This window comes from Mycolicibacterium sp. ND9-15, assembly GCF_035918395.1.
GTDB lineage: Bacteria > Actinomycetota > Actinomycetes > Mycobacteriales > Mycobacteriaceae > Mycobacterium.
Genome location: NZ_CP142362.1, coordinates 1,480,488 through 1,504,124 on the forward strand (window position 1 = coordinate 1,480,488; position 23,637 = coordinate 1,504,124).

The 23,637-nt window shown below is 66.4% G+C and carries 22 protein-coding genes and 2 pseudogenes; 14 read left to right on the forward strand and 10 right to left on the reverse strand.

Features of this window, described 5'->3' with window-relative positions:
- Positions 1 to 174: 174 nt before the first annotated feature.
- The 3 genes from rplL to QGN32_RS07265 all read right to left on the reverse strand — a co-directional run bounded on the left by rplL (position 175) and on the right by QGN32_RS07265 (position 2,180).
- Positions 175 to 570, reverse strand: a complete 396-nt coding sequence (gene rplL / locus QGN32_RS07255; protein ID WP_326547932.1) for a 50S ribosomal protein L7/L12 — start codon at positions 568 to 570, stop codon at positions 175 to 177.
- Between the two features lie 85 nt (positions 571 to 655).
- The gene (rplJ, locus tag QGN32_RS07260) at positions 656 to 1,183 is read right to left on the reverse strand and encodes a 50S ribosomal protein L10 (RefSeq protein WP_068201382.1); all 528 of its coding nucleotides are present in this window, start codon (positions 1,181 to 1,183) and stop codon (positions 656 to 658) included.
- 304 nt (positions 1,184 to 1,487) lie between these two features.
- Positions 1,488 to 2,180 carry a response regulator transcription factor gene (locus tag QGN32_RS07265; protein WP_326547933.1) on the reverse strand — a complete coding sequence of 231 codons (693 nt, stop codon included), beginning with the start codon at positions 2,178 to 2,180 and terminating at the stop codon, positions 1,488 to 1,490.
- A 617-nt stretch (positions 2,181 to 2,797) separates the two neighbouring features.
- Here QGN32_RS07265 and QGN32_RS07270 point away from each other — a divergent pair.
- Both QGN32_RS07270 and QGN32_RS07275 read left to right on the forward strand, forming a co-directional pair.
- Entirely contained in the window at positions 2,798 to 3,031 is a 234-nt protein-coding gene (locus QGN32_RS07270; RefSeq protein WP_326547934.1) for a hypothetical protein, read from the forward strand.
- A gap of 374 nt (positions 3,032 to 3,405) precedes the next feature.
- Positions 3,406 to 5,181, forward strand: coding sequence for a molybdopterin-dependent oxidoreductase (locus QGN32_RS07275; RefSeq protein ID WP_326547935.1), 1,776 nt, complete (start codon positions 3,406 to 3,408; stop codon positions 5,179 to 5,181).
- Positions 5,182 to 5,253: 72 nt separating this feature from the next.
- Here QGN32_RS07275 and QGN32_RS07280 read toward each other — a convergent pair whose 3' ends face one another.
- Entirely contained in the window at positions 5,254 to 5,688 is a 435-nt protein-coding gene (locus tag QGN32_RS07280; RefSeq protein ID WP_326547936.1) for an anthrone oxygenase family protein, read from the reverse strand.
- A gap of 36 nt (positions 5,689 to 5,724) precedes the next feature.
- On the opposite strand from QGN32_RS07280, the gene QGN32_RS07285 reads away from it, so the two are divergent.
- Positions 5,725 to 5,826 carry a winged helix-turn-helix transcriptional regulator gene (locus tag QGN32_RS07285; protein ID WP_326547937.1) on the forward strand — a complete coding sequence of 34 codons (102 nt, stop codon included), beginning with the start codon at positions 5,725 to 5,727 and terminating at the stop codon, positions 5,824 to 5,826.
- A gap of 46 nt (positions 5,827 to 5,872) precedes the next feature.
- Here QGN32_RS07285 and QGN32_RS07290 read toward each other — a convergent pair whose 3' ends face one another.
- The 4 genes from QGN32_RS07290 to QGN32_RS07305 all read right to left on the reverse strand — a co-directional run bounded on the left by QGN32_RS07290 (position 5,873) and on the right by QGN32_RS07305 (position 12,418).
- Positions 5,873 to 6,787, reverse strand: a complete 915-nt coding sequence (locus QGN32_RS07290; protein WP_326547938.1) for an ROK family protein — start codon at positions 6,785 to 6,787, stop codon at positions 5,873 to 5,875.
- A complete protein-coding gene (locus QGN32_RS07295) occupies positions 6,787 to 7,356 on the reverse strand; it encodes a DUF7158 domain-containing protein (RefSeq protein WP_442791793.1) in 570 nt (189 codons plus the stop codon). The genes QGN32_RS07290 and QGN32_RS07295 overlap by 1 nt, the downstream gene beginning before the upstream one ends.
- Entirely contained in the window at positions 7,353 to 11,525 is a 4,173-nt protein-coding gene (locus QGN32_RS07300) for a glycoside hydrolase family 38 N-terminal domain-containing protein (RefSeq protein ID WP_326547939.1), read from the reverse strand. Before QGN32_RS07300 ends, QGN32_RS07295 begins: the two co-directional genes overlap by 4 nt.
- Before the next feature lie 125 nt (positions 11,526 to 11,650).
- Positions 11,651 to 12,418, reverse strand: coding sequence for an endonuclease/exonuclease/phosphatase family protein (locus QGN32_RS07305; RefSeq protein ID WP_326548975.1), 768 nt, complete (start codon positions 12,416 to 12,418; stop codon positions 11,651 to 11,653).
- Positions 12,419 to 12,478: 60 nt separating this feature from the next.
- Here QGN32_RS07305 and QGN32_RS07310 point away from each other — a divergent pair, with 60 nt between their 5' ends.
- Complete coding sequence (locus tag QGN32_RS07310) at positions 12,479 to 13,030, forward strand: nucleotidyltransferase family protein (RefSeq protein ID WP_326547940.1); 552 nt, start codon at positions 12,479 to 12,481, stop codon at positions 13,028 to 13,030.
- Positions 13,031 to 13,045: 15 nt separating this feature from the next.
- On the opposite strand, the pseudogene QGN32_RS07315 reads toward QGN32_RS07310, so the two are convergent.
- Positions 13,046 to 13,559, reverse strand: a pseudogene (locus QGN32_RS07315) (DUF2243 domain-containing protein).
- Between the two features lie 92 nt (positions 13,560 to 13,651).
- Between QGN32_RS07315 and QGN32_RS07320 the strand changes: the two are divergent.
- The 4 genes and pseudogenes from QGN32_RS07320 (at position 13,652) to QGN32_RS07335 (ending at position 15,123) form a co-directional block, all read left to right on the forward strand.
- Positions 13,652 to 14,182, forward strand: coding sequence for a DinB family protein (locus tag QGN32_RS07320; protein WP_326547941.1), 531 nt, complete (start codon positions 13,652 to 13,654; stop codon positions 14,180 to 14,182).
- Between the two features lie 22 nt (positions 14,183 to 14,204).
- Positions 14,205 to 14,516: pseudogene (locus tag QGN32_RS07325) on the forward strand (mycothiol transferase); the annotation flags it as partial.
- A 17-nt stretch (positions 14,517 to 14,533) separates the two neighbouring features.
- Complete coding sequence (locus QGN32_RS07330) at positions 14,534 to 14,698, forward strand: hypothetical protein (RefSeq protein ID WP_326547942.1); 165 nt, start codon at positions 14,534 to 14,536, stop codon at positions 14,696 to 14,698.
- Between the two features lie 164 nt (positions 14,699 to 14,862).
- Complete coding sequence (locus QGN32_RS07335) at positions 14,863 to 15,123, forward strand: hypothetical protein (RefSeq protein WP_326547943.1); 261 nt, start codon at positions 14,863 to 14,865, stop codon at positions 15,121 to 15,123.
- A gap of 64 nt (positions 15,124 to 15,187) precedes the next feature.
- On the opposite strand, the gene QGN32_RS07340 is transcribed toward QGN32_RS07335, so the two are convergent.
- Positions 15,188 to 15,784 (reverse strand): TetR/AcrR family transcriptional regulator, encoded by a 597-nt coding sequence (locus QGN32_RS07340; RefSeq protein ID WP_326547944.1) that lies wholly within the window; start codon positions 15,782 to 15,784, stop codon positions 15,188 to 15,190.
- Between the two features lie 91 nt (positions 15,785 to 15,875).
- Here QGN32_RS07340 and QGN32_RS07345 point away from each other — a divergent pair, with 91 nt between their 5' ends.
- The 6 genes from QGN32_RS07345 to QGN32_RS07370 all read left to right on the forward strand — a co-directional run bounded on the left by QGN32_RS07345 (position 15,876) and on the right by QGN32_RS07370 (position 23,631).
- Positions 15,876 to 16,871 (forward strand): oxygenase MpaB family protein, encoded by a 996-nt coding sequence (locus QGN32_RS07345; protein WP_326548976.1) that lies wholly within the window; start codon positions 15,876 to 15,878, stop codon positions 16,869 to 16,871.
- Positions 16,872 to 17,010: 139 nt separating this feature from the next.
- Positions 17,011 to 18,378, forward strand: coding sequence for an ABC1 kinase family protein (locus tag QGN32_RS07350; RefSeq protein WP_326547945.1), 1,368 nt, complete (start codon positions 17,011 to 17,013; stop codon positions 18,376 to 18,378).
- A complete protein-coding gene (locus QGN32_RS07355; protein WP_326547946.1) occupies positions 18,379 to 19,293 on the forward strand; it encodes an alpha/beta fold hydrolase in 915 nt (304 codons plus the stop codon).
- Positions 19,294 to 19,444: 151 nt separating this feature from the next.
- On the forward strand, positions 19,445 to 20,341 hold the full coding sequence (locus tag QGN32_RS07360) for a cyclopropane mycolic acid synthase family methyltransferase (protein WP_326547947.1): 897 nt from the start codon (positions 19,445 to 19,447) through the stop codon (positions 20,339 to 20,341).
- Between the two features lie 104 nt (positions 20,342 to 20,445).
- Entirely contained in the window at positions 20,446 to 20,742 is a 297-nt protein-coding gene (locus tag QGN32_RS07365; protein WP_326547948.1) for a hypothetical protein, read from the forward strand.
- Positions 20,743 to 20,880: 138 nt separating this feature from the next.
- Positions 20,881 to 23,631, forward strand: coding sequence for a helix-turn-helix transcriptional regulator (locus QGN32_RS07370; RefSeq protein ID WP_326547949.1), 2,751 nt, complete (start codon positions 20,881 to 20,883; stop codon positions 23,629 to 23,631).
- The last annotated feature ends 6 nt before the right edge of the window (positions 23,632 to 23,637 follow it).

Genomic DNA, 23,637 nt, shown 5'->3' on the forward strand with positions numbered 1-23,637 from the left:
AATCCTTCCGCCAATCATCATCACGCCACCGGTTCCCGCTTGTGGCTTGAGTCACTGTAGCCTACCCCGACTGGCCACAGCACGGGTCTGCCGTCAGATTGTGACCCATTGAGAAGACGACCGTGGGGCCGACCCATTTGCTGGATCGGCCCCACAGTTGTGGTAGTGGCGGTGTTATTTGACGGTGACCGTCGCGCCCGCCGCCTCGAGCTTGGCCTTGGCGTCGTCGGCAGCCGCCTTGTCGACCTTCTCGAGCAGCGGCTTGGGAGCGCCGTCGACCAGGTCCTTGGCCTCCTTCAGGCCCAGACCGGAGACGATCTCGCGGACAACCTTGATGACGCCGATCTTCTTGTCGCCGGCGCCCTCGAGGATGACGTCGAACTCCGACTGCTCTTCGGCGGCCTCGGCGGCGGCGCCACCGGCGGCAGCACCCGGAGCCGCCGCAACGGCGACCGGAGCAGCCGCGGTGACCTCGAAGGTCTCCTCGAACTTCTTGACGAACTCGGAGAGCTCCAGCAGCGTCAGTTCCTTGAACGCGTCGAGCAACTCTTCGGTGGACAGCTTGGCCATGTTTGGTCCTTTCGTGGTTTCTTCGTTGCGATTTGTGGAGTCTTACCGGCGGTGAGCGCCGGTGCGGCTCCACAAGTCGCGGGGGTTAAGCGGCTTCTTCGCCGGCCTTCTTCTCTTGCAGAGCGGCGGCCAGCCGGGCGACCTGCGACGCCGGCGCGTTGAACAGGCCGGCGGCCTTGGACAGATTGGCCTTCATCGCGCCGGCCAGCTTGGCCAGCAGCACCTCGCGCGATTCCAGGTCGGCGATGCGCTCGACCTCGGACACGCTCAGCGGGCGGCCGTCCATGTAGCCGCCCTTGATGACGAGGGCCTTGTTGTCCTTGGCGAACTTCTTGATCGCCTTGGCGGCGTCGACGGCCTCGCCCTTGACGAACGCGATCGCAGTGGGGCCGACGAACAACTCGTCGAGCCCCTCGATGCCCGCCTCCGCCGCGGCACGCTTGACCAGCGTGTTCTTGGCGACCGTATAGGTGGCGGAATCACCGAGCGAGCGGCGCAGGTCTTTGAGGTTGGCCACCGTCAGCCCGCGGTACTCGGTGACGAGCGTCGCCGAAGCCTCCTTGAACTGCTCGGCGATGTCGGCAACCGCGGTGGCCTTGTCAGCCTTGGCCATGCTTGCCTCCTCGTGGATGGGTGATCATCGGTCGGCTTGCAAGGCTTTCAGGGCCGGAAACGACGAACGCCCCGACGCAGACAGGTCGGGGCGCAGCAATGAGCGTTAGCCTCGTCCTCCTGCGTGGGCCGCCGGGCATCTGATGAGCCCGCTTTCGCGAGAACAACGGATACGTCCGGACCTTCAACCGATTGCTCGGTGACCGACGGTCTTCGGTGGAACGCCGTCAAGAATAGCCTGCCACTCACTCATCAGCCAAAACGCCAACCTTCTCCGGCGAGCGAGGAAGCAGGACGCTCGGCGGTCACCGGCCGTGAAGAAAGGCGATGACTGCCTGGACCCGCCGATGATCATCTGTGGTCTCGGGGATTCCCAGCTTGGTCATGATGCTGTGCACATGCTTTTCGATGGTGCCTTCCGCCAGGAACAGCCGGCGTGCGATGCCGATGTTCGAGCGGCCTTCAGCCATCAATCTGAGCACCTCGTGTTCTCGCGCGCTGAGCGTGGCGAGCGGGTCCTTGTTCTCGCGCGCCGAGACCAGAGCTTGAGCGACCGCGGGGCCTATGATGCACGCGCCCTTGGCAATGCGTTTGAGGATGTCAACGAAATCCTCGATGTCGGCCACCCGACTGCCCAGCAGGTAGCTGATTCCGCCGCCTCCGGACAGCGCGTCGATGGCGTGTTGAACTTCGACGTGAGCGCACAGGACCAGGACACCGGCTCCTGGGAATTCGCTGCGGATCAACCGAGCCGCCTGGTATTCCTCCGGGCGATCGGCCGGTACGGGGATGCTGATCACCACGAGTTCAGGCGCGGTCGCTCGCACGAGCGGCAGCAGGTCGGTTACACGACCGGCCTTCGCCACGACGTTGAAACCCCAGCGCTGGAGAAGACACGCCAAACCTTCGCGGAAGAGTACGTCGTCTCCCGCCACGATCACCCGCTCCGCAGCCGCTCTCGTCGTCGAGGATGGCCGACTACCGGTCGGGTCCGTCATCGCGCTCCTCCACACACCGCCTCTGTCACTGAGTTAGATGTACCCGGCACCGGCTCATCTTCCTCCTCGTCGGTCCGCTGTGTCTCCCAATGCCTTCGGGCGTGATCTCTATGCGTCCTGGATGCGCTGTACCGGCTAGCCGGGTCCGAGTTGGGGGCCAGCGCCAATGAATTCGCCGCGCTCGAGGAGAACGCTTGATTACAGAGGCGGATGGCGACAAAGGAGCGTGGACCATGAATAGGACATCGAGACGATCTGTGATGCCGTCGATGGCGGTTGCTGTGGCGTCGCTGTTGACAGGTGCTGGTGTGATGGCGGGAATCGCTTTCGCACCAGGTGCTTTCGCAGCACCCTCGGCCAACTGTACGAATGGTGGCGGTTCAGTGGTATGCCAGAGCCCGGGCAACGCGCAGGTGTACTCAGAGCCGCCGAGCATCAGCCCAGGAATGGGCATCGGCGCCAATGGACCCTACGGGTCATGGGGCAACGTACCGCCGCTCGCTTAGTACGTCGGTCAGCGCCGGCTGGGAATGAGCCGATGCACCTAACAAAATGCCCGAGCCAGGGGCCCAGTCGGCGATCTAATGGAAGGTGGCCGATCATGCGAGCATCCCCTTGTGTCCGTGCTAGGGGCGGTCGGCGTCGCGGTATCGGTCATTGTGGCGCCTCTGGCGGGCGCCGCAACGGCCGGTGCACCGACCGCGGTCCAGCACATCAAACCGGCCCCGCAGATTTGCACCACTACCAATGCCGGCAGTGAATGCGTCTCACCGGGCAACGCACAGATCAACGACGCTCCCCCGTTCGTCGACAACTTCCCGATGTACGGGCACCTCCCGTGGATCATGTGACTGCGGGCTGACCGGCCGACGCCGACGCTTCCATGGTCACTGCGTCGTTGGGGGACAACAGGTCACTGCGTCCCCACTGTGGGCTTCCATCTATATGGCGGCTCGGGAATCTCTCGGACCACTCCAATTATCTTCGCCGACAACCGCTCCGGATCGCCGCCAGTCCTCGCATCCGCTCAGGATGGCCACAGGAAACGTCCAGCTAAGGGCGCTAGCCTGACTTCGTACCGTACATACATAAATGTATTGGAGGTGCGGATCATGCGCCCGGCATGCGGGCTTCCCGTGATTCTGTGAGGGGTTGACTGGGCCAATCCTTTTGGGAGGAAACATGATCGGCCGGAGTTTGGGGTAGTGGTCAGGAGGTGCCGGATATGACAACCGGTAATCGGTTGGAGTCGCTGTTGGATCGGCACCACCCCGAACCCGTGCTGCGCGACCGCGTCGACCCACAGCGCTTCGGCGGCGGCATTCCCCAAGTCCCGGCACGCTTCCCCACGATCCGGCTGGGCCGGCATTGGATTAGCGCCTTGTGGTTGCTGCCGATCGGCGTGGCTGTGTTGCTCGTAATGGTCGCAGTGGCCCAACAACTGCGCCAGTACGGTTGGATGCAGGACTTCCTCACCCGCTATCCGGGCACATCGCCCAGTTTCGCGCCCGCAGTGAGAAGCGGTTTCCCGGCCTGGCTGCGCTGGCAGCATTTCTTCAACATCGTGTTCATGATGTTCATCCTGCGCTCAGGGTTGCAGATCCTGGCCGACCATCCACGGCTGTATCTGAACTCGGGCTGCCGTCCCCACACAGAGTGGTTCCGGCTGCGCTCAGAGGTACCCACCGACCGGATGGACAAGACCGACCCACCACGGGTCTGGACCTCCAAGGATGACGCGGTGACCCTTCCGAAATGGCTGGGACTCCCGGGTTTCCGTCACTCCATCGGCCTGGCCCGGTGGTGGCATTTCAGCTTCGACCTGTTGTGGCTGATCAACGGTGCGGTGTTCTATGTGCTGTTGTTCAGCACCGGACAATGGCAGCGGATCGTGCCCCAGTCCTGGGACGTGTTCCCGAATGCGCTGTCGACCGCGGTGCAGTACGCCTCGCTGGATTTTCCCGACAACCACGGGTTCATCGCCTACAACGGGCTGCAGATGCTGGCCTACTTCATCACGGTGTTCATCGCCGCACCGCTGGCGTTTCTCACCGGCCTGCTCCAGGCGCCTGCGGTCGCCGCCCGGTTCGGCACCGGCCGCGGGCCGCTCAACCGGCAGGTCGCCCGCACTGTACATTTCATGGTGTGGCTGTGGATGGTCAGCTTCATCCTGATCCACGTCACCATGGTGTTCACCACGGGCGCAGTGAAAAACCTCACCCACATGACGCTGGGCACCGACACCCGATCATATTGGGCCGTAGCGATATTCGTGCTGGCCGCCGCGGTGGTCATCACGCTGTGGCTGGTCGCCTCGCCGTTGACGATCCGCTACCCGAGGGTGGTGCAGACCATCGGACGGTTCATCGTCGGGTGGGCCAAAGCCGGGATGGAGCGCACCCATCCGCGGGCGTCGTACACCGACAAGGACATCTCGCCCTATTTGTGGGCCAACGGCACCCTGCCCGTCTCCGAGCACTACCGCTGGTTGCAGCAAGGGGGATGGTCGCAATACACGCTGCGAATCGGCGGCCTGGTGGCCACTCCGACTGAGTTGTCCTACTCAGAACTGCTTGCACTGCCCAAACACGAGCAGATCACCCAGCACTACTGCATTCAGGGCTGGTCGGGGGTGGCCAAATGGGGTGGCGTCCGGATGGCCGACATCCTGGCGATGGTGCGCCCGTTACCGCAGGCTCGATGGGTGGTGTTCTACTCGTTCGCCGACGGCGCCGAACCCGGTCACGGGCGGTACTACGACTGCCACCGCATCGAGCACATGCGTGAACCGATGGCCTTGCTGGCGTACGAGATGAACGGGCAACCGCTCAGCGAGGCTCACGGTGCACCGCTGCGTCTGCGCAACGAACTGGAGCTCGGCTTCAAACAAGTCAAGTGGATCGAGGCCATCGAACTCGTTGCGGATTTCCGTGATGTCGGATGGGGACACGGCGGGTACAACGAGGACCATGAGTACTACGGCTACCGCATGCCCATCTAACTGGATGACTTGAGCGTGCGACAGCGGCACACCGCGCTGGTGTGCACCGCCCTGGTTATGCGGAAAACGTTGCTAGACGGTCAGGCCCACAGTCAGCAGGACAAGCATCGCGACGAGCAGGAACACCCGCCGCCAGTGCAGCCGATCCCAGAGTCGGGCGTCGTCGCGGTCGGTGTCAGCGGGCGCCGACCAGCGACCAATGCGGTTGTTGATCGGCACCATCAGCGTCACCGTCATCAGCACGACGAGCGCCAGCACCGCCGCCGCAGCGATAATGAGCCAATTCTGCCACGTGACGACAGCCGCCACGATCAAGAGTGCCAGCGTGGTGATGTACCAGAATGGCATCACTTTGCCCAGCACTCGACTGTCGTCGCTGCGCGCCTGGCGGAACGCATCATCGGGTAGTCGACCGATAACCGGGTGGGTGAACACAGCCACGGCGATCTCGACACCGACCATCGGGCCGGCGATCAGCAAGACAGCGATCTCAATGCTTTCCCTCATAACCCGAGAATGCTCATCCGCCACCTTCGTTAGCTCGTGGATGACGGTATCATCGACCGCCGCGACGCTCGCTCCGTCCCGCCGTGTGTGCACTATTCGATATCGGAGTACGGCATGACGCTTGCGCCGGTGCTGTAGAGCCTGTGCGACTAGTGATTTCGGTGCGCTATGTATCGCTGCGCGATCAGTAGGGCACCGAAGTCACCAACTGCGCTGCGCCGACCAGGCCCGCTTCGCCACCGAGCTCGGCGGGCACCACCTGCAGATCACGCAGGAAGGTCAGCCCGGTGTAAGACGCCAGCGCATCTCGGACGGGGTCGAACAGCAGCGCCCCGGACTTGGCTACCCCACCGCCGATGACGACTCGGTCCAGGTCGCAGACCGCCGCGACCGACGCGACCATCGCAGCCACCGCCACCGCGCCACGGCGAAACGCCCGCAATGCGACGGCATCACCGGCGTTGGCCGCTTCGGCCAACGCCTTGGCGTCGGCGTCGACGGGCGCGTCCCACCCTTGTTCGCGAGCCCACTGCGCCATGCGCGGGCCCGCGGCGATGGTCTCGACGCAGCCGCGGCCGCCACAGCTGCACAGCGCGCCCTGCGGATCGACGACGACGTGGCCGACGTGCCCGGCATTGCCGGTCCGGCCGTCGTAAGCGGCGCCGTCGAGCACCAGGCCACCGCCGACTCCAGTCGACACCACCATTCCGAGCAGAAAGTCGGCGCCACGACCCGCACCACGCCACCGCTCCCCCAGCGCCATGCATAATCCGTCGCCGGCCAACCGCGCCGTGGCACCGATGGCCATCGACACCCGCTCGACAACCGGAAACCGTTGCCACTCGGGGATGTTGATCGGGCTGACGGTGCCCGTCGGCAGGTCGATCGGCCCGGCCGATGCGATACCCGCAGCACGGACGCGCCCGCCGGCGGCCGCCAGGGCCTCGGTAAGCAGCGAGTCCACCACTGCCCAAATCGCTTCGGCGTCGCCGTCGGGCGTCGGCAGCTTGCCTTGATGCATCAAGGTGCCCTCGTCGTCGACGAGACCCACCGCGATCTTCGTGCCGCCGATGTCGAGCGCCAGCGTGAGATCGTCCATCAGTGTCGGTGGGTGTTATCGGGCTGACGGGGGTCGCCGGGATGCTCGTACCCCGGGGCGAGGCGGGCGACGGCTGCGCATCGGGCGTCCAGCCACAGCCGAAACGCGCGGCGCCGGGAGGCGGCGGCGAGATATGCCGCGACCTCCGCGGTGTCGTTGAACCGCAACGGGTTTCGATTCTGGTACGACGCGACCTCGGCGCCGGTGACGCCGATCCCGGCCGTCACCTCGGCGAACACCGCGCGAGCCAGCGGGTCGCCCAGCACCGACGCCGCCAAGCTGCCGACCTCCATCCGCACGGTCATGTCGGGTAGCAGCTCACTCTCGGTCGGTGCGTCGTCGCCGGTCAACCCGCGCGCCACAGCCTCGGCCGCCACGACACGCTCGGCCACCAGAAGCTGGGTCAGCCATCGTCGCAGCTGCCGGCCCTCGCCGGTCCCGGGCCGCGGGAGCGCGGAGGCGATCGGCGATCCGCGCATGGCAGCCTCCCGAGCGTCGACCTGCTCGACCGACACCGGCACACCGTCCACCGTCGCTGCAACGCCTGCCCATCGACCCGTCTGACTCACCGGACCGTCACCTTCACAGCGGGCGAGTACACGAGATGCCCAGCGGCGGCCAACCGGACCAGCGCCCACCATTCGCCGGGCTCGACCCAGGCCGGCGGCGCGACGTCGAAACCGATCTCGGCGGTGCCGCGAGCCGACAGCTCGACTCCGGATGCCGCCGGCCCCAACCACTCCCAGGTACCCCACGGGCTGATCAAGTGCGCTTCGACGGCGATGTCGGCCCATGCGTCGGTGCCGACGGTCACCTCCAGTCGCGCCGCCTCGCCGGCGACGACGTCGACCGGCTCCGGTCCACCGACCAACCGGAGCAGCACGTCGTCCGGGGGCGCGTCGACCGCGATGACGCAGACGTCCTCGACCACCTGGCGCCAGGACGGAGGGATCGAGACATGGGCGCCCGTCAACGCCAACTCCGCACGCACCGGGTACAACCCCGGCACCACACCGGCCGGCACGGTCACGCTCACACTGGTGTCCAGGTACTCACCGGGCGGCAACATGAACGGCAGCACCGCCGGTTCTGCCGACCAGCCGTCCGGACACAGCAGGCGCACCCGCCCATGGAGAACCTCGTCGGAGCAATCGCTGGCTGCGGTAAGGCGAAGCTGCACAGGCGATTCCGACGCCACGACGTGCTGCGGATGCAGGTAGGCGACGGCGGGCAGGCCACCCAGCGCCGCCGGACCGCGGTTGTGCAGCCAGTACCGCGCGTAAAGCGGCTGGGCCTCCTCGGCGTCGGCCGCCAACACCGCATGGTCGGCCTCCAGGGCCTGCGGCAGATTGAACCGCGCCAGCACGGTGGCGATCTCGAAGCCGTGCAACGACAACCCGTCCGGTGTCACCTCCTGCACACGCGGTCGCTCCAGAAGATCCACCCGAACCGCGGCGGAGACTCGCCGCAATCCGGATGTGACCGTGACTTCGGCCGCGGCTCCGGTGGTTTCGACCAGGCGCATCGCCACACCCTCCGACGGGTGAACCGGCCGAACGCTACCGCTGGCCAGCGGGTTACCGGCGGCCTTGAGCGCACCGAGTTGCACCGACCCCGCCGGCTCTATCTCCAGCAGCGAGCCCGACGGTGGCAGGCCGCCCGCCACTGGAGACTTCTCCGTGACCGCCAGAAACGGGCGGGAGAACTCCGCGCTGCGCGCCGGAACACCTGCGGCCCGCCAGTCCCCGTCACCGGAGATCAGCGCGTAGTCGAAGGTGTGTGTCCAGTGCTGCAGCTGAAAGTTCGATCCGTCCGGCGCAGTCCGCCGCGGCGGGTCGATCCACGTGCCCGAAGGCCAACCCGTACAGGATCGCATCAGCGAGAGATGCAGTGTCCCATCCGGTTCGACGGCAAAACCGGGCAATCCGCGGTTCAGCAGTGCCACCGTGCGGTTCTCGAAGTCGGCCAGACCCGCCGGCGCGGCCTGATCGACGCCGATCTCACAGTCGGCCAAGTCGTCGACCACACCTGCCACCACATCGTCCAACGCCGAACCCGCAACGATCAGCACCGGCAGGGTCCGCACGCCGCGCAGATCCGCGCTCGGCACCCACGCGTCGGACAGCGGCGCGACCGCCGGTACCCACACCCTGGCCGTGCCGGTCGTGTCCAGCTGTCGCTTCAGCTCCAGCGTGTAAGACGAATCAGCTGCGGCGAGAACCGCTGCCGCGAACCGGTTTTGCTCAGGGCCGCCCAGAACGATCCGCGCATCGGGCAGGTTGGAGTCGACGGCGAGGTCGCCGTACCGGGGTTTGTCGGCACCGCTGCACGTCGCGGTGACCCCGGCCCGCGCGAGCGCCACCATCAGCGGACGAGCCATCGCTGACACAGTCTCGGTCGGCGTCACCACCTCGGCAACGGACACCGCGCGGCACCCGTCGCCAACGCGTACCCGCACCGCCGACGACAGCCCGAACCATCGGTAGGCCGGATTGTCCAGCGTCCACGGATGCGTTGCGGAGTCGACCGCTAGTTCCTCTCCGCCCTGGTGCAGCAGCCCGAATCCCCGCCCGATCACCGCGTCGCCGACCTCGCTGACCGGCAGTGCGCCAGGCACCGGGCACGGCCAGCGCACCCGGAGTAACCGGTCGACGCCGGTGAACTCGTCGATCGCGGTCCGGCAGTCGACGCGCGCCACGGCGTGCCACAGGGTGAGAACTTGTGTGTAGCGCAGCACTTCACCGACTGAGCCGTGGATCACCAAGCGCTCACCGAGCCGTCCCCGGTAGGCCCGAACCGTGGCCGCAAAGGACGACGAACAGACCACCGGCCCCTTGGGCAGCAGGTGCCACGGACCCTCACCCGCCTCCGGGTGCGCCGGATACTCCTCGTACACCGCCAACTCGTTTCCGACCCTGCCCGGTGTGATCAGCGCACGGCCCGAACCGCATTCGACCAACGAGTCGACGGCACCGCCGCGCGCGGGGTCCACCCGCAGCCGGTAATGGTCGTTGCCGATCTCATTGCCGCTCAACGGTTCCCAAGTGGGCGACGCATCTGATTCCTCGAATCGGTAGGACTGCCAACCCAGCGACGGTAGGTCACGGGCAAGCCAGCTGACCGTGCGCCCTCCGTGCCCGACGTGAGCGGGCACCTCCTCGCCGGCACTGTCGAGAACGCGCACCGCGCCGACGGGTCGCGGCAGCCGGGCGGTGACGACGTCGGTACGCTTGTGCGCCAATGTGTTCCATACGACGGCCGATCCCTCGATCGCACCTGACAATATGGCCAGCGCGTTGTCCCGGGCCGTCCTACCCAGTTCCCACGCCTCACGCCAGCCGGTCAGCAGATCCAGGTACACCTGATCGGATTCCGACCCGGTGATCGCGTCGTGGTGCGCACCGTAGGCGAGCTGGACCCACGCCTTGGCCAGCGCCGCCTGCGGGTACGTCGCACCGCCGAGAAGTCCGGCGAACACCGCGAACTTCTCGGCGTCGAGCACGGCGTCCTCGGCCGCCCGGTTGGCCTGCTTGGTGTCGATGTACGAGACGTCCTTGCCGGTGTAGATCGGGTTCATGTCGCGCGTCTGCGGTGACGCGTCGACACCACGCTCGGCCAGTTCGGCGCGCACCGCGGCGAAGAACTCCCTGGGCAATGCGCAGACGAACCGGGGCCAGGTGTAGCGGGCACTCCAATCCCGGTGAATAGCGGTGACCCACTTGTTCGGTGGCGTGTAATCGGTGCCGACGGGCAGTAACACGTTGCGGGTCAGCGCCACCGTCTTCAGCGAGGTGAACAGTCGGTACGTCTCGGCTTCGGCTTGCTCCAGCGTCGGTGCCGAATCCATCCACCAGCCGCCCGCATAGTGTGCGGGCATGTAGTGCGTCAGCAGCCCGCGCCCGGACGGGGAGATCCACTCGAACTCGCTGGAAAACTGCATGCGCTCCGGGTCGCCGCCGCCGCTCATCGGGCCCCACTGGTGGTGCGGACCACGGGCCCACGAGCTCGACGTCAGCCCGGCGTCGGCGGCCATGCCCGGAAACTGCGGGTCGTGGCCGAACACGTCGAGTTGCCAGGCCGTCGCCGGGTCGGCACCCAGCACGTCGCGTTGAAAACCGATGCCGTGCACGAAGTTACGGATCGTCGTCTCGGGGCTGGTGAGGTTGGTGTTCGGCTCGTTGTAGGTGCCGCCCATGATCTCGACGCGGCCGTCGGCGATGAATCGGCGCAGATCGTCGCGGTCTTCTGGGTGGGTGTCCCAGAACGGCTTGAGGTAGTCGACCTCGGCCAGCACGAACTTATATTCCGGTTCGCGGCGGGCCATTTCGAGATGCGCAGTCACCAGGTCGAAGCCGTTGGCCTGTCGGCAACGGCCCGGCGGGTCCTCGCTCCACATACTGGTGTAGGCCGCTTGGGTGTTCCACCACACCGGGTCGTAGTGGAAGTGGCTGATCATGTACATGGTCCAGCCCGGTTCGGCAACGGTGAAGACGAACGGCGAGATCCCCTCGCTGGTGACCGCCCGCGCCGGCCGCTGCTCGCCGGCGACGGCACCGGTCACCGTGACCGCCACCTCCAGGCTGCCGTCCTCCGCCGCCGCCCGGGCGTGGCCCGCCAGGCCGTCGCCGTCGATGCGCACCTCGCCCGCTCCGCCGGTGTAGTCGACCCGCACGATCTGCCGCGGCGCTTCCGCCGGCCCGACGAACAGATCCGTCGACTCCGCCGAAATGACCCGCACACCCAAACCCTACGACGTGCACGGCAGCGGTGATCGAGACTGCGGACAGATCGCGAAAACTCGTGCGCCCGCGCTTCGTGTGGGCTCACGCGAAGCCGGGACTGTTGCGGCCGTCGGTCGGCACGTCAGGAGCGGGAGACGTCGACGACCAGAGCGCGGTGGTCTGAGATCGGCAGTGACGGAGCACAGCATCGCTCCACCCGCAGGCCGCGATCATTGGTGACGATGTGGTCGAGCTGACGGTCGGGCTCGTCGGCGGGGAACGTGAGCGCCGAGGCAAGCGCCCGCAGCCGCGTCCATCGTCGGACCGGGCGCGGTGCCATGTTCAGATCGCCCATCAGGACACAGGGCGCCGCGAAGCCCCGCAGATCGCGCAGTAGTCGCCACAGCTGCACCCGGTTCCATCCCGGCACGAACGACAGATGCGTGTTGGCGACGGTCAGGGCGCCCAGAGGGGTGTTCAGCCGCCCCACCATCGCCGAGCGGGGTTCCTCGTTGACGATCTGAACCCGGTTCGGGCCGGGTAGATACATCGGGAACCGCATCGGAATCCGAGGCAGCCGCACCACCTGCCATGACTCGGCGGGAAACCGCGACAGCAGCGCTATCCCGTAAGCGGCGGTCCCGGGTTGTTCTTGGCCCGTCGCGGCCATCCAGGTGGCGCCGGGGGTGCCGGAGATCGCCGCCACGAACCGGTGGCTCACCGCTCCCATCGCCTCTGCGGCGACCGCGGTCAGGTCGGCCATACCCGACCGCGGCTGATCGAGGTCGACCTCTTGCAGCGCCAGGATGTCGGCGTCGAGTTCCCGGACGGACTCGACCAGCCGGTCTCGATGGACCATGCCGTCGTGCACGCTGCGTCCGTGCAAGATGTTGAAGGTGGCCATCCGCATCTGCATGGGTACTAGCTACCCACAATGGCCGCTAGCCCATCGGTCGGCCCCAGGAGAGTAGTGCCCCAGCGAAACGATGATCTGCGCGACGCGCTCAAGCGCGCGGCGTCGGCACTGCGCGCGCAGGGCCCGGATTTCGCGCTGGCCGGCAGCTATGCGCTGTGGGTGTTCGGCGGCCCGGAACCGGTGCACGACGTGGACTTCGTGGTCGCCGAACCCGACACCGAGAAGGCCGCCGCCACGCTGGAGGAGGCCGGGTTCCGCATCGAGCGCACCCCGGAGGACTGGCTGTTCAAGGCGTGCGTCGAACAGGACTTCGTCATCGACGTGCTGCACCGGCTCAACGGTGTCCCCGTCGACAAGGAAAGCATCCTGTCGGCCGAGGAGTACGACGTGCTCGCGGTCCGGATGCGCGTACTGCCGCCGACCCAGGTGCTGCGCGAGAAGCTGAACTCCCTCAACGAACACCATTGCGACTTCGCCGCGCTGTTGCCGGCCGTGCGCGCGGTGCGGGAGCAACTGGACTGGGCCCGACTCCGCGCAGAGACCGCCGACAATCCGTTCGCGGGGGCGTTCCTGATGCTCGCGGACCGCTTGCAGCTCACCGGCTGAAAGGCTGTCACAGGTTCAGGATGATTTCTGTCCGCTGAGTGCCACTTTCTGCAGCTGACGCGCTCCGCGACGGTAGACCGGCCATCCGACCGCGATGAGGAGCGCGCCGAAGATCAAGAACGCGATATCCCACGACAGCGGTGCGCCGAGGTCGTCGCGCACATGGTGTACGCCCAGGATCTGGTGGTCGATGACACCCTCGACGAGGTTGAAGATTCCCCAGCCCGTCAAGAGCAGCCCCAGATGAAACGACCAGTTGGGCGCGAGCCGGCGCTGCTGCCAGGCCAACAGGGTCAGCGACGTCGCAAGTGCCACGAGCAACCACGTCACGACGTGGAAAACCCATCGGCGACGACGTTGATCTCCAGCCCGGTAAGCGTGTCGGGCGGATAGGACTCGACGTTGCTCACCATGTGTGCCACTGCAGGATTTCATGCACCACGATGCCGTCGACGAAACCACCGAGTCCCAGCCCCAAGAGCAGACCCGGTGCCTTCGTCGGCATCGAATAGCGACGATCTTCTTCCATGCGCTGCGGGTGCCCCGGATCGGCCGGTTATGCACCCCGACGCAGCAACTTTCAGGAGGAAATCTGTCCCATCAACCTGTCAGGCTGATCGTATGGCTACGAAGATCACCGACGAGCTGGCCGAGCAGGCCGACTTCCACTGGACGAACTTCCTGCGTCCCCGGTTCCACGGGCTCACCGAAGACGAGTACTTCTGGCAGCCGGTGCCCGACTGTTGGACCGTGCACCGGGACGGCTCGATCGACTTCAGCCACCCCGAGCCGACACCGGCACCGTTCACGACGATCGCCTGGCGGCTCGCACACGTCATCGTCGGCGTGTTCGCGATGCGCAACCACAGCCATTTCGGCGCGCCGCGGGCCGACTATCAGTCGTGGCATTACGCGACGGATGCCGCGACCGCGCTGCAGCAACTCGACGAGCAGTACGGTATCTGGGTCGGCGGTGTGCGCGGGTTGTCCGACGACGACCTGAACCGGCCGTGCGGCCCCGCCGAGGGCCCCTACGCCGACCATCCGTTCATCACGCTGGTGCTCCACATCAACCGAGAGTTCATCCATCATGGCGCCGAAATCGCCTGTATCCGAGACCTTTACGCCCATAGGAATCCGGAAGGAAACTGAGCATGCCCGCAATTCCCCCACCCCGATGGACGCTCAGCAGGCCGACTATCAGAACGAGTTCGTCATGCGAGACGACGAGACGCTCGCCGACATCCTCGCCAGGTTCGACGAGCAGAACGCCGAGACCATCCGGCTGATCGACGCGGCCGACCTCGACGCGGCGGTGCCGAGCCCGCAGCATGTCCCCTGGTTCCCCAAAGGCGTTCCGGCGGGGTCGGTGCGCTGGGTGATCGTCCAGCTGATCGAAGAGCTCGCCCGGCATGCCGACCATGCCGATATCATCCGTGAAACCATCGATGGCGCAACGCTTTACGAACTGCTCGCCGGTCTCTAGGACTGGGAGCCGACGCCGTGGCTGACGCCGTGGGGCAAGCAACCGGTGGCGTCGTCGGCGCGTCGATGGACGGGATGATCGGCCAGGTACTGGCAGTCCGTCACCCCACCCGCGTGCTCTCGTCGGGGTTGGTGAAGACGAGCGCGGATACGTCGTTCCGTCGGCGCCTGCGCTGCGGGTGATCCGCCTGGCGTTCGGCGCGCCGGCCCGCGACGCACCTTTCGAAGAGCGGCTGGCGCACGAGGTTTGCAACACCGCGGTCAGCAACAGGCCCAGTTTTCTTCCGCCCGCGGAGCAGTTGCAGCGACGGGTGTGCGAGCTCCGAGTCCGCGGTGACCGACAGGGCATGCTGCGCGAGTTCGACGCGATTCTCGGCTCCGGCAGCCTGTTGTTCCACAGCGGCGCATCACACCGCGCCGACCGTCGTCATCCACGGCTCGAAGGAGCTGATGATGCGGCCGCGCAACCGGCACAACGTCGCGCGCGCCGTAGAGGTCGCGCCTTACGTGTCGTCGATGGCGTGGGCCACGACCTGCCCGAGCCGGTATGGCGCCCGGTTCTCGAGGTGCTTGTGGAGGACTTTGCGACGTCCGCGCCGCGCGAGTGACCCCGAAATGCCCAGTGTTAGCAGCGCGTCGATGTACAGACACGGTCGCTCGCGGGCCTATTTCCTACCGCAGCACCTGACTGACGGCATGCTCGACGACCGCGTCGAGGTCGGTCCCCAGCCGGCCCGCCAGCCACTGCTGGGCTAGTTCGGCCATCGCGCCGGTGTACATCGCCGCCCCGACCTCGGCAGCGATCGATTCGGTGTCCGGCCGCAGCCGCCAGCCCTCGGTGAGCACGCCTTCACGCAGCAGGTCCTGCGTCGCCGCCCGGCGCGCAGCCAACACGGGATTCGATCGCGCGTCGGTGAACAGCACCCGGCCGCGGCGGGGGTCCTCGGAACTGAACCCGAGCACCGCCGCGATGCCCGCGCGCGTCCTCGCCCGTAGGGAATCGCCCGCCTGTGACATCGCGGCCCCGACCGCCTCGGCCAACTGGGCGCTCACCTGGTCGTAAACGGCACCCAGCAGGTCGTCGACATCGGCGAAGCTCTCGTAGAGGTAACGCGTGTTCAGCCCGCATTCGCGGCACACCGAGCGCACCGAGACCGCGGCCTCACCACCCTCACCGAACAGGCGAAAGGCGGCGTCGATCAGCTGCGCGCGGCGCTCGGCGCGGCGGTCGGTGAGCGGTACGCCCGCCCAACGGGTGGGACTCGACACCGCCTCAGGGTAAGCCGACCATCCCCAACTCTGGTCACATACGTGACCAAAATGTATTCTGGCTACAGTCGTGACCAGAGGAGCCGACGTGATTCTGCTGCCGCATCAGTTCATCGCAGAAGTGCTCAACCAGCGCTTCGACAAGGACGTGCGGCGCAACTACTTCCGCGGCATGGAGTTCACGGCGCCGGTGGGCGACCCGGGGTGGTTCGGCCCGGGCAGCGCCGTCTGGCACGTCCACTCACACATGCAGGCGCTGATCTTCGGTCTGCAGTGCGCGGCGTTCATGGAGCGACTCGACCCGTCGATCTACTGGATGGGCATGCACCACTCGCGGCTGGTGAAGCGCGACGAGCAGGGGGTCGGCCGGCCGGAGATCGATCCCAAGGGCGCGGCGGTGCGCCTCGGCCATTCGATCGCGTTCTTCATCGGGACGGCCTACGGATCCACCGAGACCGCCGAGCGCCTGGCGCAGGCGGTGCGCTCCATGCATCACACCATCAAGGGCACGCGCCCGGACGGCGCCCGCTACGACGCCGACGACCCGGACTGGCTGCGGTGGAATTACGCCACCGTCGTCTGGGGCCTGGCCACCGCACATGAGCTTTATCACCCGAACCCCCTGCGCGGCAAGAAGATCGACCGCTACTACCGCGAGTTCGTGCGGGTCGGTCACGCGCTGGGCGGCACCGAGCTACCCGAGACCAAGGCCGACGTCGCCGAATGCCTCAAGTCCTATCTGCCGCGGCTGGCCGTCACGCACGGCACCGCGGTGGCGACGGGCCCGGAGTTGCCGCCGGCCCAAGCCGCCATGAACTGGGCCATCCGCGACACCATGCCGCGCTGGGCCAAGCAGCTGATCCAGCACAAGGACCCCAACATCGTCGAGCGCACCGCCCGGCGGGCCGCCGTCTGGTCGGTGATCAACGGCCTGCACGTGGCGCAGGGGCCGATCCCTGAGTTCCGGCAGGCACAGGCCAGGGTCGCGTCGGGCACCGACGTACCGCACACGCTGCCGACGTACCGGCTGGGCGACGACCCGGTCCGCACGCGCGACGAGGTCGAGCGCAGTTTCGCCGAGGCCTGAGTTCCGCCGCGAAACGGTATTCCAGCAGCGAAAAGTCGAGTGGACGCATGCTGGAATACAGTTTCGGCGCAAACCACCCCACTGTGAGCCCGTCCACAGCTTTTCGCGGCCCACGGCCGATTTTGAGACACTGCAGACTATGAGTGGCACGCGAAAAGCGCAGCACCGCGACATAGCCAGGCTGGACCGGGTCCCGCTGCCGATCGAGGCCGCTCGTGTCGGGGCGACGGGTTGGCAGGTGACCCGCACCGGCGCGCGGGTGGTCACGAACATCGCCGGCCGTGGTTCGTGGCAGCAGAAGATCATCAAGCAGATCCCGCAGACGTTCGCCGACCTGGGCCCCACCTACGTGAAGTTCGGCCAGATCATCGCGTCGAGTCCCGGCGCGTTCGGCGAGCCGCTGTCCAAGGAGTTCCGCAGCCTGCTCGACCGGGTTCCGCCCGCAGACCCCAAAGAGGTGCACAAGCTGTTCGTCGAGGATCTCGGCGACGAGCCGGCGAACCTGTTCAAGAGCTTCGACGAGACTCCGTTCGCGTCCGCGTCGATCGCGCAGGTGCACTACGCGACGCTGCACAGCGGGGAAGAGGTCGTCGTCAAGATCCAGCGGCCCGGCATCCGCAGACGGGTCGCCGCGGACCTGCAAATCCTCAAGCGCGGCGCGCGTCTGGTCGAGTTCGCCAAGCTGGGTCAACGCCTGAGCGCGCAGGACGTCGTCGCCGATTTCGCCGACAACCTCGCCGAGGAACTCGATTTCCGGCTCGAGGCGCAGTCGATGGACGCGTGGGTATCGCATATGCACGCCTCCCCTCTGGGCCGCAACATCCGTGTACCGCAGGTCTATTGGGATCTCACCAGCGAGCGCGTGCTGACCATGGAACGCATCCAGGGCACCCGAATCGACGACGTGAAAGGCGTCCGGCAGAAGGGTTTTGACGGCACCGAACTCGTCAAGGCCCTGCTGTTCAGCGTCTTCGAAGGCGGTCTACGCCACGGCCTGTTCCACGGTGACCTGCACGCCGGCAACCTCTACGTCGACGACGACGGCAAGATCGTGTTCTTCGACTTCGGCATCATGGGCCGTATCGACCCTCGCACCCGTTGGCTGCTGAGGGAATTGGTGTACGCGCTGCTGGTGAAGAAGGACCATGCCGCGGCGGGCAAGATCGTCGTACTGATGGGCGCCGTCGGCACCATGAAGCCCGAGGCGCAGGCCGCCAAGGACCTGGAGAAGTTCGCGACGCCGCTGACGATGTCGACGCTGGGCGACATGAGCTACGCCGAGATCGGCAAGCAGCTCTCGACGCTCGCCGAGGCCTACGACGTCAAGCTGCCGCGCGAACTGGTGCTGATCGGCAAGCAGTTCCTTTACGTGGAGCGCTATATGAAGCTGCTCGCGCCGAGGTGGCAGATGATGTCGGATCCGCAGCTGACCGGCTATTTCGCCAACTTCATGGTCGAGGTCCGCAGGGAGCACGACGACCAGTTCGACAGCGAGGTTGAGGGCTAAGTGGAGATCCGAACCGGATTCGCAAGGGTCGGCGGCTCCCCCCATCCAGTAGACATCCACTACGAGGACATGGGCGATCCGAACGACCCGGCGGTGGTTCTCATCATGGGCCTCGGTGCGCAACTCCTGTTGTGGCGCAAGGAGTTCTGCGAGAAGCTCGTCAACCAGGGCCTGCGGGTGATCCGCTACGACAACCGCGACGTCGGGCTGTCATCGAAACTCGACGGCCTGCATACCGGTGCCCCGCTGCTGCCGCGGATGGTGCGCTCGGTCCTCGGGTTGCGCAGCGCGGCGGGCTACACGCTCGAAGACATGGCCGACGACGCCGCCGCGTTGCTCGACCATCTCGACATCGACCGAGCCCACGTCGTCGGCGCGTCGATGGGCGGCATGATCGCCCAGGTCTTCGCCGCCCGCCACAAGCCACGCACCCAGACGCTGGCGGTCATCTTCTCGAGCAACAACCAACCGCTGTTGCCGCCGCCGGGCCCACGGCATCTGCTCGCGATCCTGCAGCGGCCGAAAGACTCCACCCGCGAGGCCGTCATCGCCAACTCCGTCAGGGTCAGCAAAATCATCGGCAGCCCCGGCTTCCCGGCGCCCGACGAGCGGCTCCGCGCCGACGCGATCGAGGCCTACGACCGGTCCTACTATCCCGCCGGCGTCGGACGCCATTTCGCGGCGATCCTGGGCAGCGGCAGCCTGCTGCGCTACAACCGGGAGATCGCGGCACCCACAGTGGTGCTGCACGGCAAGGAAGACAGGCTCATGCGCCCGTTCGGTGGCCGCGCGATCGCCAAGGCGATCAAAGACGCCCGGCTGGTGCTGTTCGACGGCATGGGTCATGAGCTGCCCGAGCCGCTCTGGGACGACATCGTCGGCGAGCTCAAGGCGAACTTTGCCACATACGGCTAGCGCCGGCGGGGCTGCTCGCCTGATAGCGGCGAAAGTGGCGGCCTGGCGAATTAGGGTCTAGGTCTCGGCGACCGCTAGGGTGTACGACCAGACCACGCGTGACGAGCGCAGCGCAGCGTCGCGTCATCGGGAAAGGCCAAGCAGGAGAAATATGTCTGACAACTCAACCGGCACCAAGGATATGCGGCCTCACTTCGAGGACATTCAGGCGCATTACGACCTGTCGGACGACTTCTTCGGCGTCTTTCAGGATCCGACGCGCAAGTACAGCTGCGCGTACTTCACCGGCCCGAACGTCACGCTGTCGGAGGCCCAGATCGCCAACGTCGATCAGCACCTGGACAAACTCGACCTGAAGCCCGGCATGACGCTGCTGGAGGTGGGGTGCGGCTGGGGCCTCACGCTGCAGCGAGCGATGGAGAAATACGACGTCAACGTCATCGGCCTGACCCTGTCGAAGAACCAGCAGGCGTACTGCAACGAGCTGCTGAGCAAGATCGAGACCGAGCGCACGTTCGATGTACGGCTGGAGGGCTGGGAGCAGTTCCACTCCCCCGTCGACCGCATCGTGTCGATCGAGGCTTTCGAGCACTTCGGCTTCGAACGCTACGACGACTTCTTCAAGACCTGCTTCGACATTCTGCCCGAGGACGGCCGGATGACGATCCAGAGCAGCGTCGGTTATCACCCGTACGACCTGGCCGAACGCGGTAAGAAGCTGACCTTCGAGATGGCCCGCTTCATCAAGTTCATGATCACCGAGATCTTCCCGGGCGGCCGGCTGCCGACCACCCAGATGATGGTCGAGCACGGCGAGAAGGCCGGGTTCGTGGTGCCCGAGGCGATCTCGCTGCGCAACCACTACATCAAGACGCTGGGCATCTGGGCCGATCGCCTCGAGCGCAACAAGGACACCGCGATCGCGGCCACCGACGAGGAGAACTACAACCGCTACATGCGGTATCTGAAGGGCTGCCAGTACTACTTCATCGACGAGGGCATCGATGTCAGCCTGGTCACGTACCTGAAGCCGGGTGCTGCGGCGTAAGGGTCAGCCGGCCGCCGTCACGAGCACCGATCGAGTCCACATAGAGACAAGACGTAGGGAAACCCCCGATTCCCTTAGCGTGGCAAACAGCTACCGTTTGACCCATGGGCGGGAGCGGCGCAGCCGCGTGCTACTTGGCGGAGTGGTATCTGCCTGAGCTCGATGATCAGTACGTCGACGACTTGGTTGCCCGCCTCGACGCCGCCGCGGCGACCGTGACCGAGGAAGGCACGCCGGTCCAACTGCTCGTCACCGTGTCCGTCCCCAGTGACGAGGTGCTGTACGGCGTATTCGGCGCGGGCTCTCAAGACATCGTCTCGCGGACATGCCTCGCTGCGGGCGCGCCGCATCAACGGCTCTCTGCACAAGTCGGCACACGTATCCGGCAGCGCCATTTTTGACGTTGCCAGAAATTCTCTGCTCGGCCTGATCTACCGCAGCCAGTACCCCACTTAGCAGGACAATCGTCGGAACCCAGGGCTGCCGTCGCTGGGTTGAGCAGGGTATCCTCGATTTGCTGCCGATCGAGGGTGGGAAAATTGGCTTCCGGCGTTGTCGAGCGTCCGGCCGCGTTTCGCGCGGTGGCGGAGTTTCTGCTATCCGCCGGGAGCGCACCGTCCGGCCTCGTCATCGAAGGGGAAGCCGGAGTGGGTAAGACCACCCTGTGGCTCACCGGTATCTCCGAAGCGCGCCAACGCGGCTTTTTGACGTTGACGGCGCGAGCCGGGCAGGCGGAAACCGCTCTCGCGTATGCCGCCGTCGCGGACCTTCTCGGCGACGTCGACCCCGAAGTCTTCGCCGACCTGCCAGATGTTCAGCGCCTCGCCGTCGACCGGGTGCTGTTGCGCGCCGACGGCGAAGGCCCCCCGACCGACCAGGGTGTTGTCGGCGCGGCACTCGCCGCGGCCATCGAGCGACTCTCCGCCGACGGGCCATTGCTGGTGGCTCTCGACGACGTGCAGTGGCTCGACCCGTCCAGTCAAGCCGTGGTGGCCTTCGCGGCGAGGCAGTTGACCGGTCGGGTGGGAATTTTGCTCACCGAACGCACCGAACACGAAGGCGCCGGCGCGGCGAGTTGGCTGCAGGTGGGCACTTCGGGCGAGGTGGACCGGGTTCACGTCGGCCCCCTTAGTCTCGGCGGATTGCACGCGCTTGTCTCGGCGCGGCTCGGCCGGACGTTCCCTCGCCCGACAATGGTGCGGATCGCCGAGATTTCCGGAGGTAACCCGTTCTACGCCCTCGAACTCGCTCGGGCGTTCGAGGCAGGCGGTTCCCAATCGGTGATGCCGGCGACGCTTGCGGAATTGATGCGACGCCGAATCGGTCGGCTGGAACCCGAGACCCAGGTCCTGCTGTTGGCAGCCGCATGTGAAGCGGCGCCGACCATCGACCTGCTTGCGCGCGTCACAGGCAGCACCACCGACCGCACTGCCGAACTCCTCGCCGATGCGAAAGCCAAAGGCATCCTGACGATCAACGGAGACGACGTCGCGTTCGCCCACGCCCTGTTGGCGCGCAGCGTCTACACCGACGCCAAGCCCGGTGAGCGACGTGCCATGCACCGGTCGCTGGCCGAGGCGGTAGTGCTTCCGGAATCGAGAGCCCGACATATGGCACTGGCCGCCGCCAGCGCCGATCCGGCGACCCTCGAGGCACTCGACGTCGCCGCAGAAGCGGCGCGTACACGCGGTGCGCCGGCCGCGGCCGCCGAGTTGCTCGAACTCGCCATCGGTCTCGGTGGGGATGTCCCGGCGCGGCGGATCCGCGCGGCCGACCATTATCTCCACGCAGGTGACCTCGAGCGCGCCCATTCCCTGCTGGACGGGTTGGCCGAGCGGATGCCACGCGGCGTGCACCGGGCTATGGCACTGAACCTGTTGGCCAGCATGCGGATTCACAACAACAGCTTCACCGGTGCCGTCGGCCTGCTCGAAGAGGCGCTCGATAACGACGAGGGCAACCGTGAAGTCCGCGTCCGTACGCTATTGCTGCTGGCGTATGCGCGCCTGAACGCCGGGGAGTTCGGAGCGGCCCTGCAGAACGCCGAACGGGCCGCGGCCTACGCGGAAGACGTCGGAATCCCCGATCTGACCAGCCAGGTGCTGGCCCTGCGAACCAACATCGCGTTCATGTGCGGTCGCGGCGTCGACTGGACGGGCATGCGTCGGGCGTTGGCACTACAAGACCCGAACAGCGAGACGCCGATCGCGTTCCGCGCCATGGCCAACAACGCCCTGCTGTTGGCGTGGGTCGGACGGCTGGACGAGGCGAGCGACCAGTTGGCAGTCGTGCGCCGAGGCTGTGTCGAGCGCGGTGCAGAGACCGACCTGATTTTTGTCGCGGTGTTCAACGCGCTGATCGAAATCTGGCGCGGGCGCTACGACGAGGCAACCCGCGTCGCCGAGGAGACAATCGAGCGGGCACAACAGCTCGGCGGCGAACACATGCGCGTCGTCGCCAAAGCCATCAAGTCGGCAGTGGCGGCGTATGCGGGCAGAGAGGACGAAACTCGCGAGGTGGCGAACAACGCGGTCGACCTCGCGCGACAGTGCGGCTCACCCCGGTTGGCGGACTGGGCGTCGATCAGCCTGGCATTTTTGGAGGTATCGCTCGTCCGCTACGAGCAGGCCGCGCAGGTACTGCAGCCGCTGATCGACCGGTTCCCCCTTCTCCCCAGCACCGAGATCATCACCGTGGGCTACCTCCCGGACGCCGTCGAGTCGATGATCGCACTTGGCCGCGCGGCCGAGACCGAGCCGATGATCGAGGCGCTGGAGAGCAACGGTCGCTTACTGGATCGGCCGTGGATGCTGGCGATAGGCGCGCGGTGCCGCAGTCTCTGGTTGGCCGCGCAGGGGGATGTCGACGCGGCCGCCGAGACGGCGAAGCTGGCGTTGACCCATCACGAGCGGCTGCCGATGCCCTTCGAGCGCGCTCGAACGCTGTTGTTGCTCGGCCAGTTACAGCGGCGGCTCCGGCAGAAGGAGCTGTCGCGGACGACGATGACCGAGGCGTTGCACGTGTTCGAGACGTTGGGTACGCCGCTGTGGGCCGAGCGTGCGCGCGCCGAGATCAAGCGGGCGAGCGCGCCCAGCGGCAAGAGCATGGGCCTCACGCCGTCGGAGCACCGGGTGGCCGAACTCGCCGCGTCCGGAATGAAAATCAAGGATGTGGCCACGGCGCTGTTCATCAGCCCGAAGACGGTCGAGACGAACTTGTCGCGCGTTTACCGCAAGCTCGGCATCAAGTCGCGGGCCGAACTCGGGCGCGTGTTCAGCGACGGCCGTTGACCCGTC

Bases quoted from the DNA above. Each gene is read 5' to 3' on its own strand.
- rplL (WP_326547932.1), bottom strand. From the start codon at position 570: ATGGCCAAGCTGTCCACCGAAGAGTTGCTCGACGCGTTCAAGGAACTG.
- rplJ (WP_068201382.1), bottom strand. From the start codon at position 1,183: ATGGCCAAGGCTGACAAGGCCACCGCGGTTGCCGACATCGCCGAGCAG.
- QGN32_RS07265 (WP_326547933.1), bottom strand. From the start codon at position 2,180: ATGACGGACCCGACCGGTAGTCGGCCATCCTCGACGACGAGAGCGGCT.
- QGN32_RS07275 (WP_326547935.1), top strand. From the start codon at position 3,406: ATGACAACCGGTAATCGGTTGGAGTCGCTGTTGGATCGGCACCACCCC.
- QGN32_RS07280 (WP_326547936.1), bottom strand. From the start codon at position 5,688: ATGAGGGAAAGCATTGAGATCGCTGTCTTGCTGATCGCCGGCCCGATG.
- QGN32_RS07290 (WP_326547938.1), bottom strand. From the start codon at position 6,787: ATGGACGATCTCACGCTGGCGCTCGACATCGGCGGCACGAAGATCGCG.
- QGN32_RS07305 (WP_326548975.1), bottom strand. From the start codon at position 12,418: ATGCGGATGGCCACCTTCAACATCTTGCACGGACGCAGCGTGCACGAC.
- QGN32_RS07320 (WP_326547941.1), top strand. From the start codon at position 13,652: ATGGCTACGAAGATCACCGACGAGCTGGCCGAGCAGGCCGACTTCCAC.
- QGN32_RS07335 (WP_326547943.1), top strand. From the start codon at position 14,863: ATGCTGCGCGAGTTCGACGCGATTCTCGGCTCCGGCAGCCTGTTGTTC.
- QGN32_RS07350 (WP_326547945.1), top strand. From the start codon at position 17,011: ATGAGTGGCACGCGAAAAGCGCAGCACCGCGACATAGCCAGGCTGGAC.
- QGN32_RS07360 (WP_326547947.1), top strand. From the start codon at position 19,445: ATGTCTGACAACTCAACCGGCACCAAGGATATGCGGCCTCACTTCGAG.
- QGN32_RS07365 (WP_326547948.1), top strand. From the start codon at position 20,446: ATGGGCGGGAGCGGCGCAGCCGCGTGCTACTTGGCGGAGTGGTATCTG.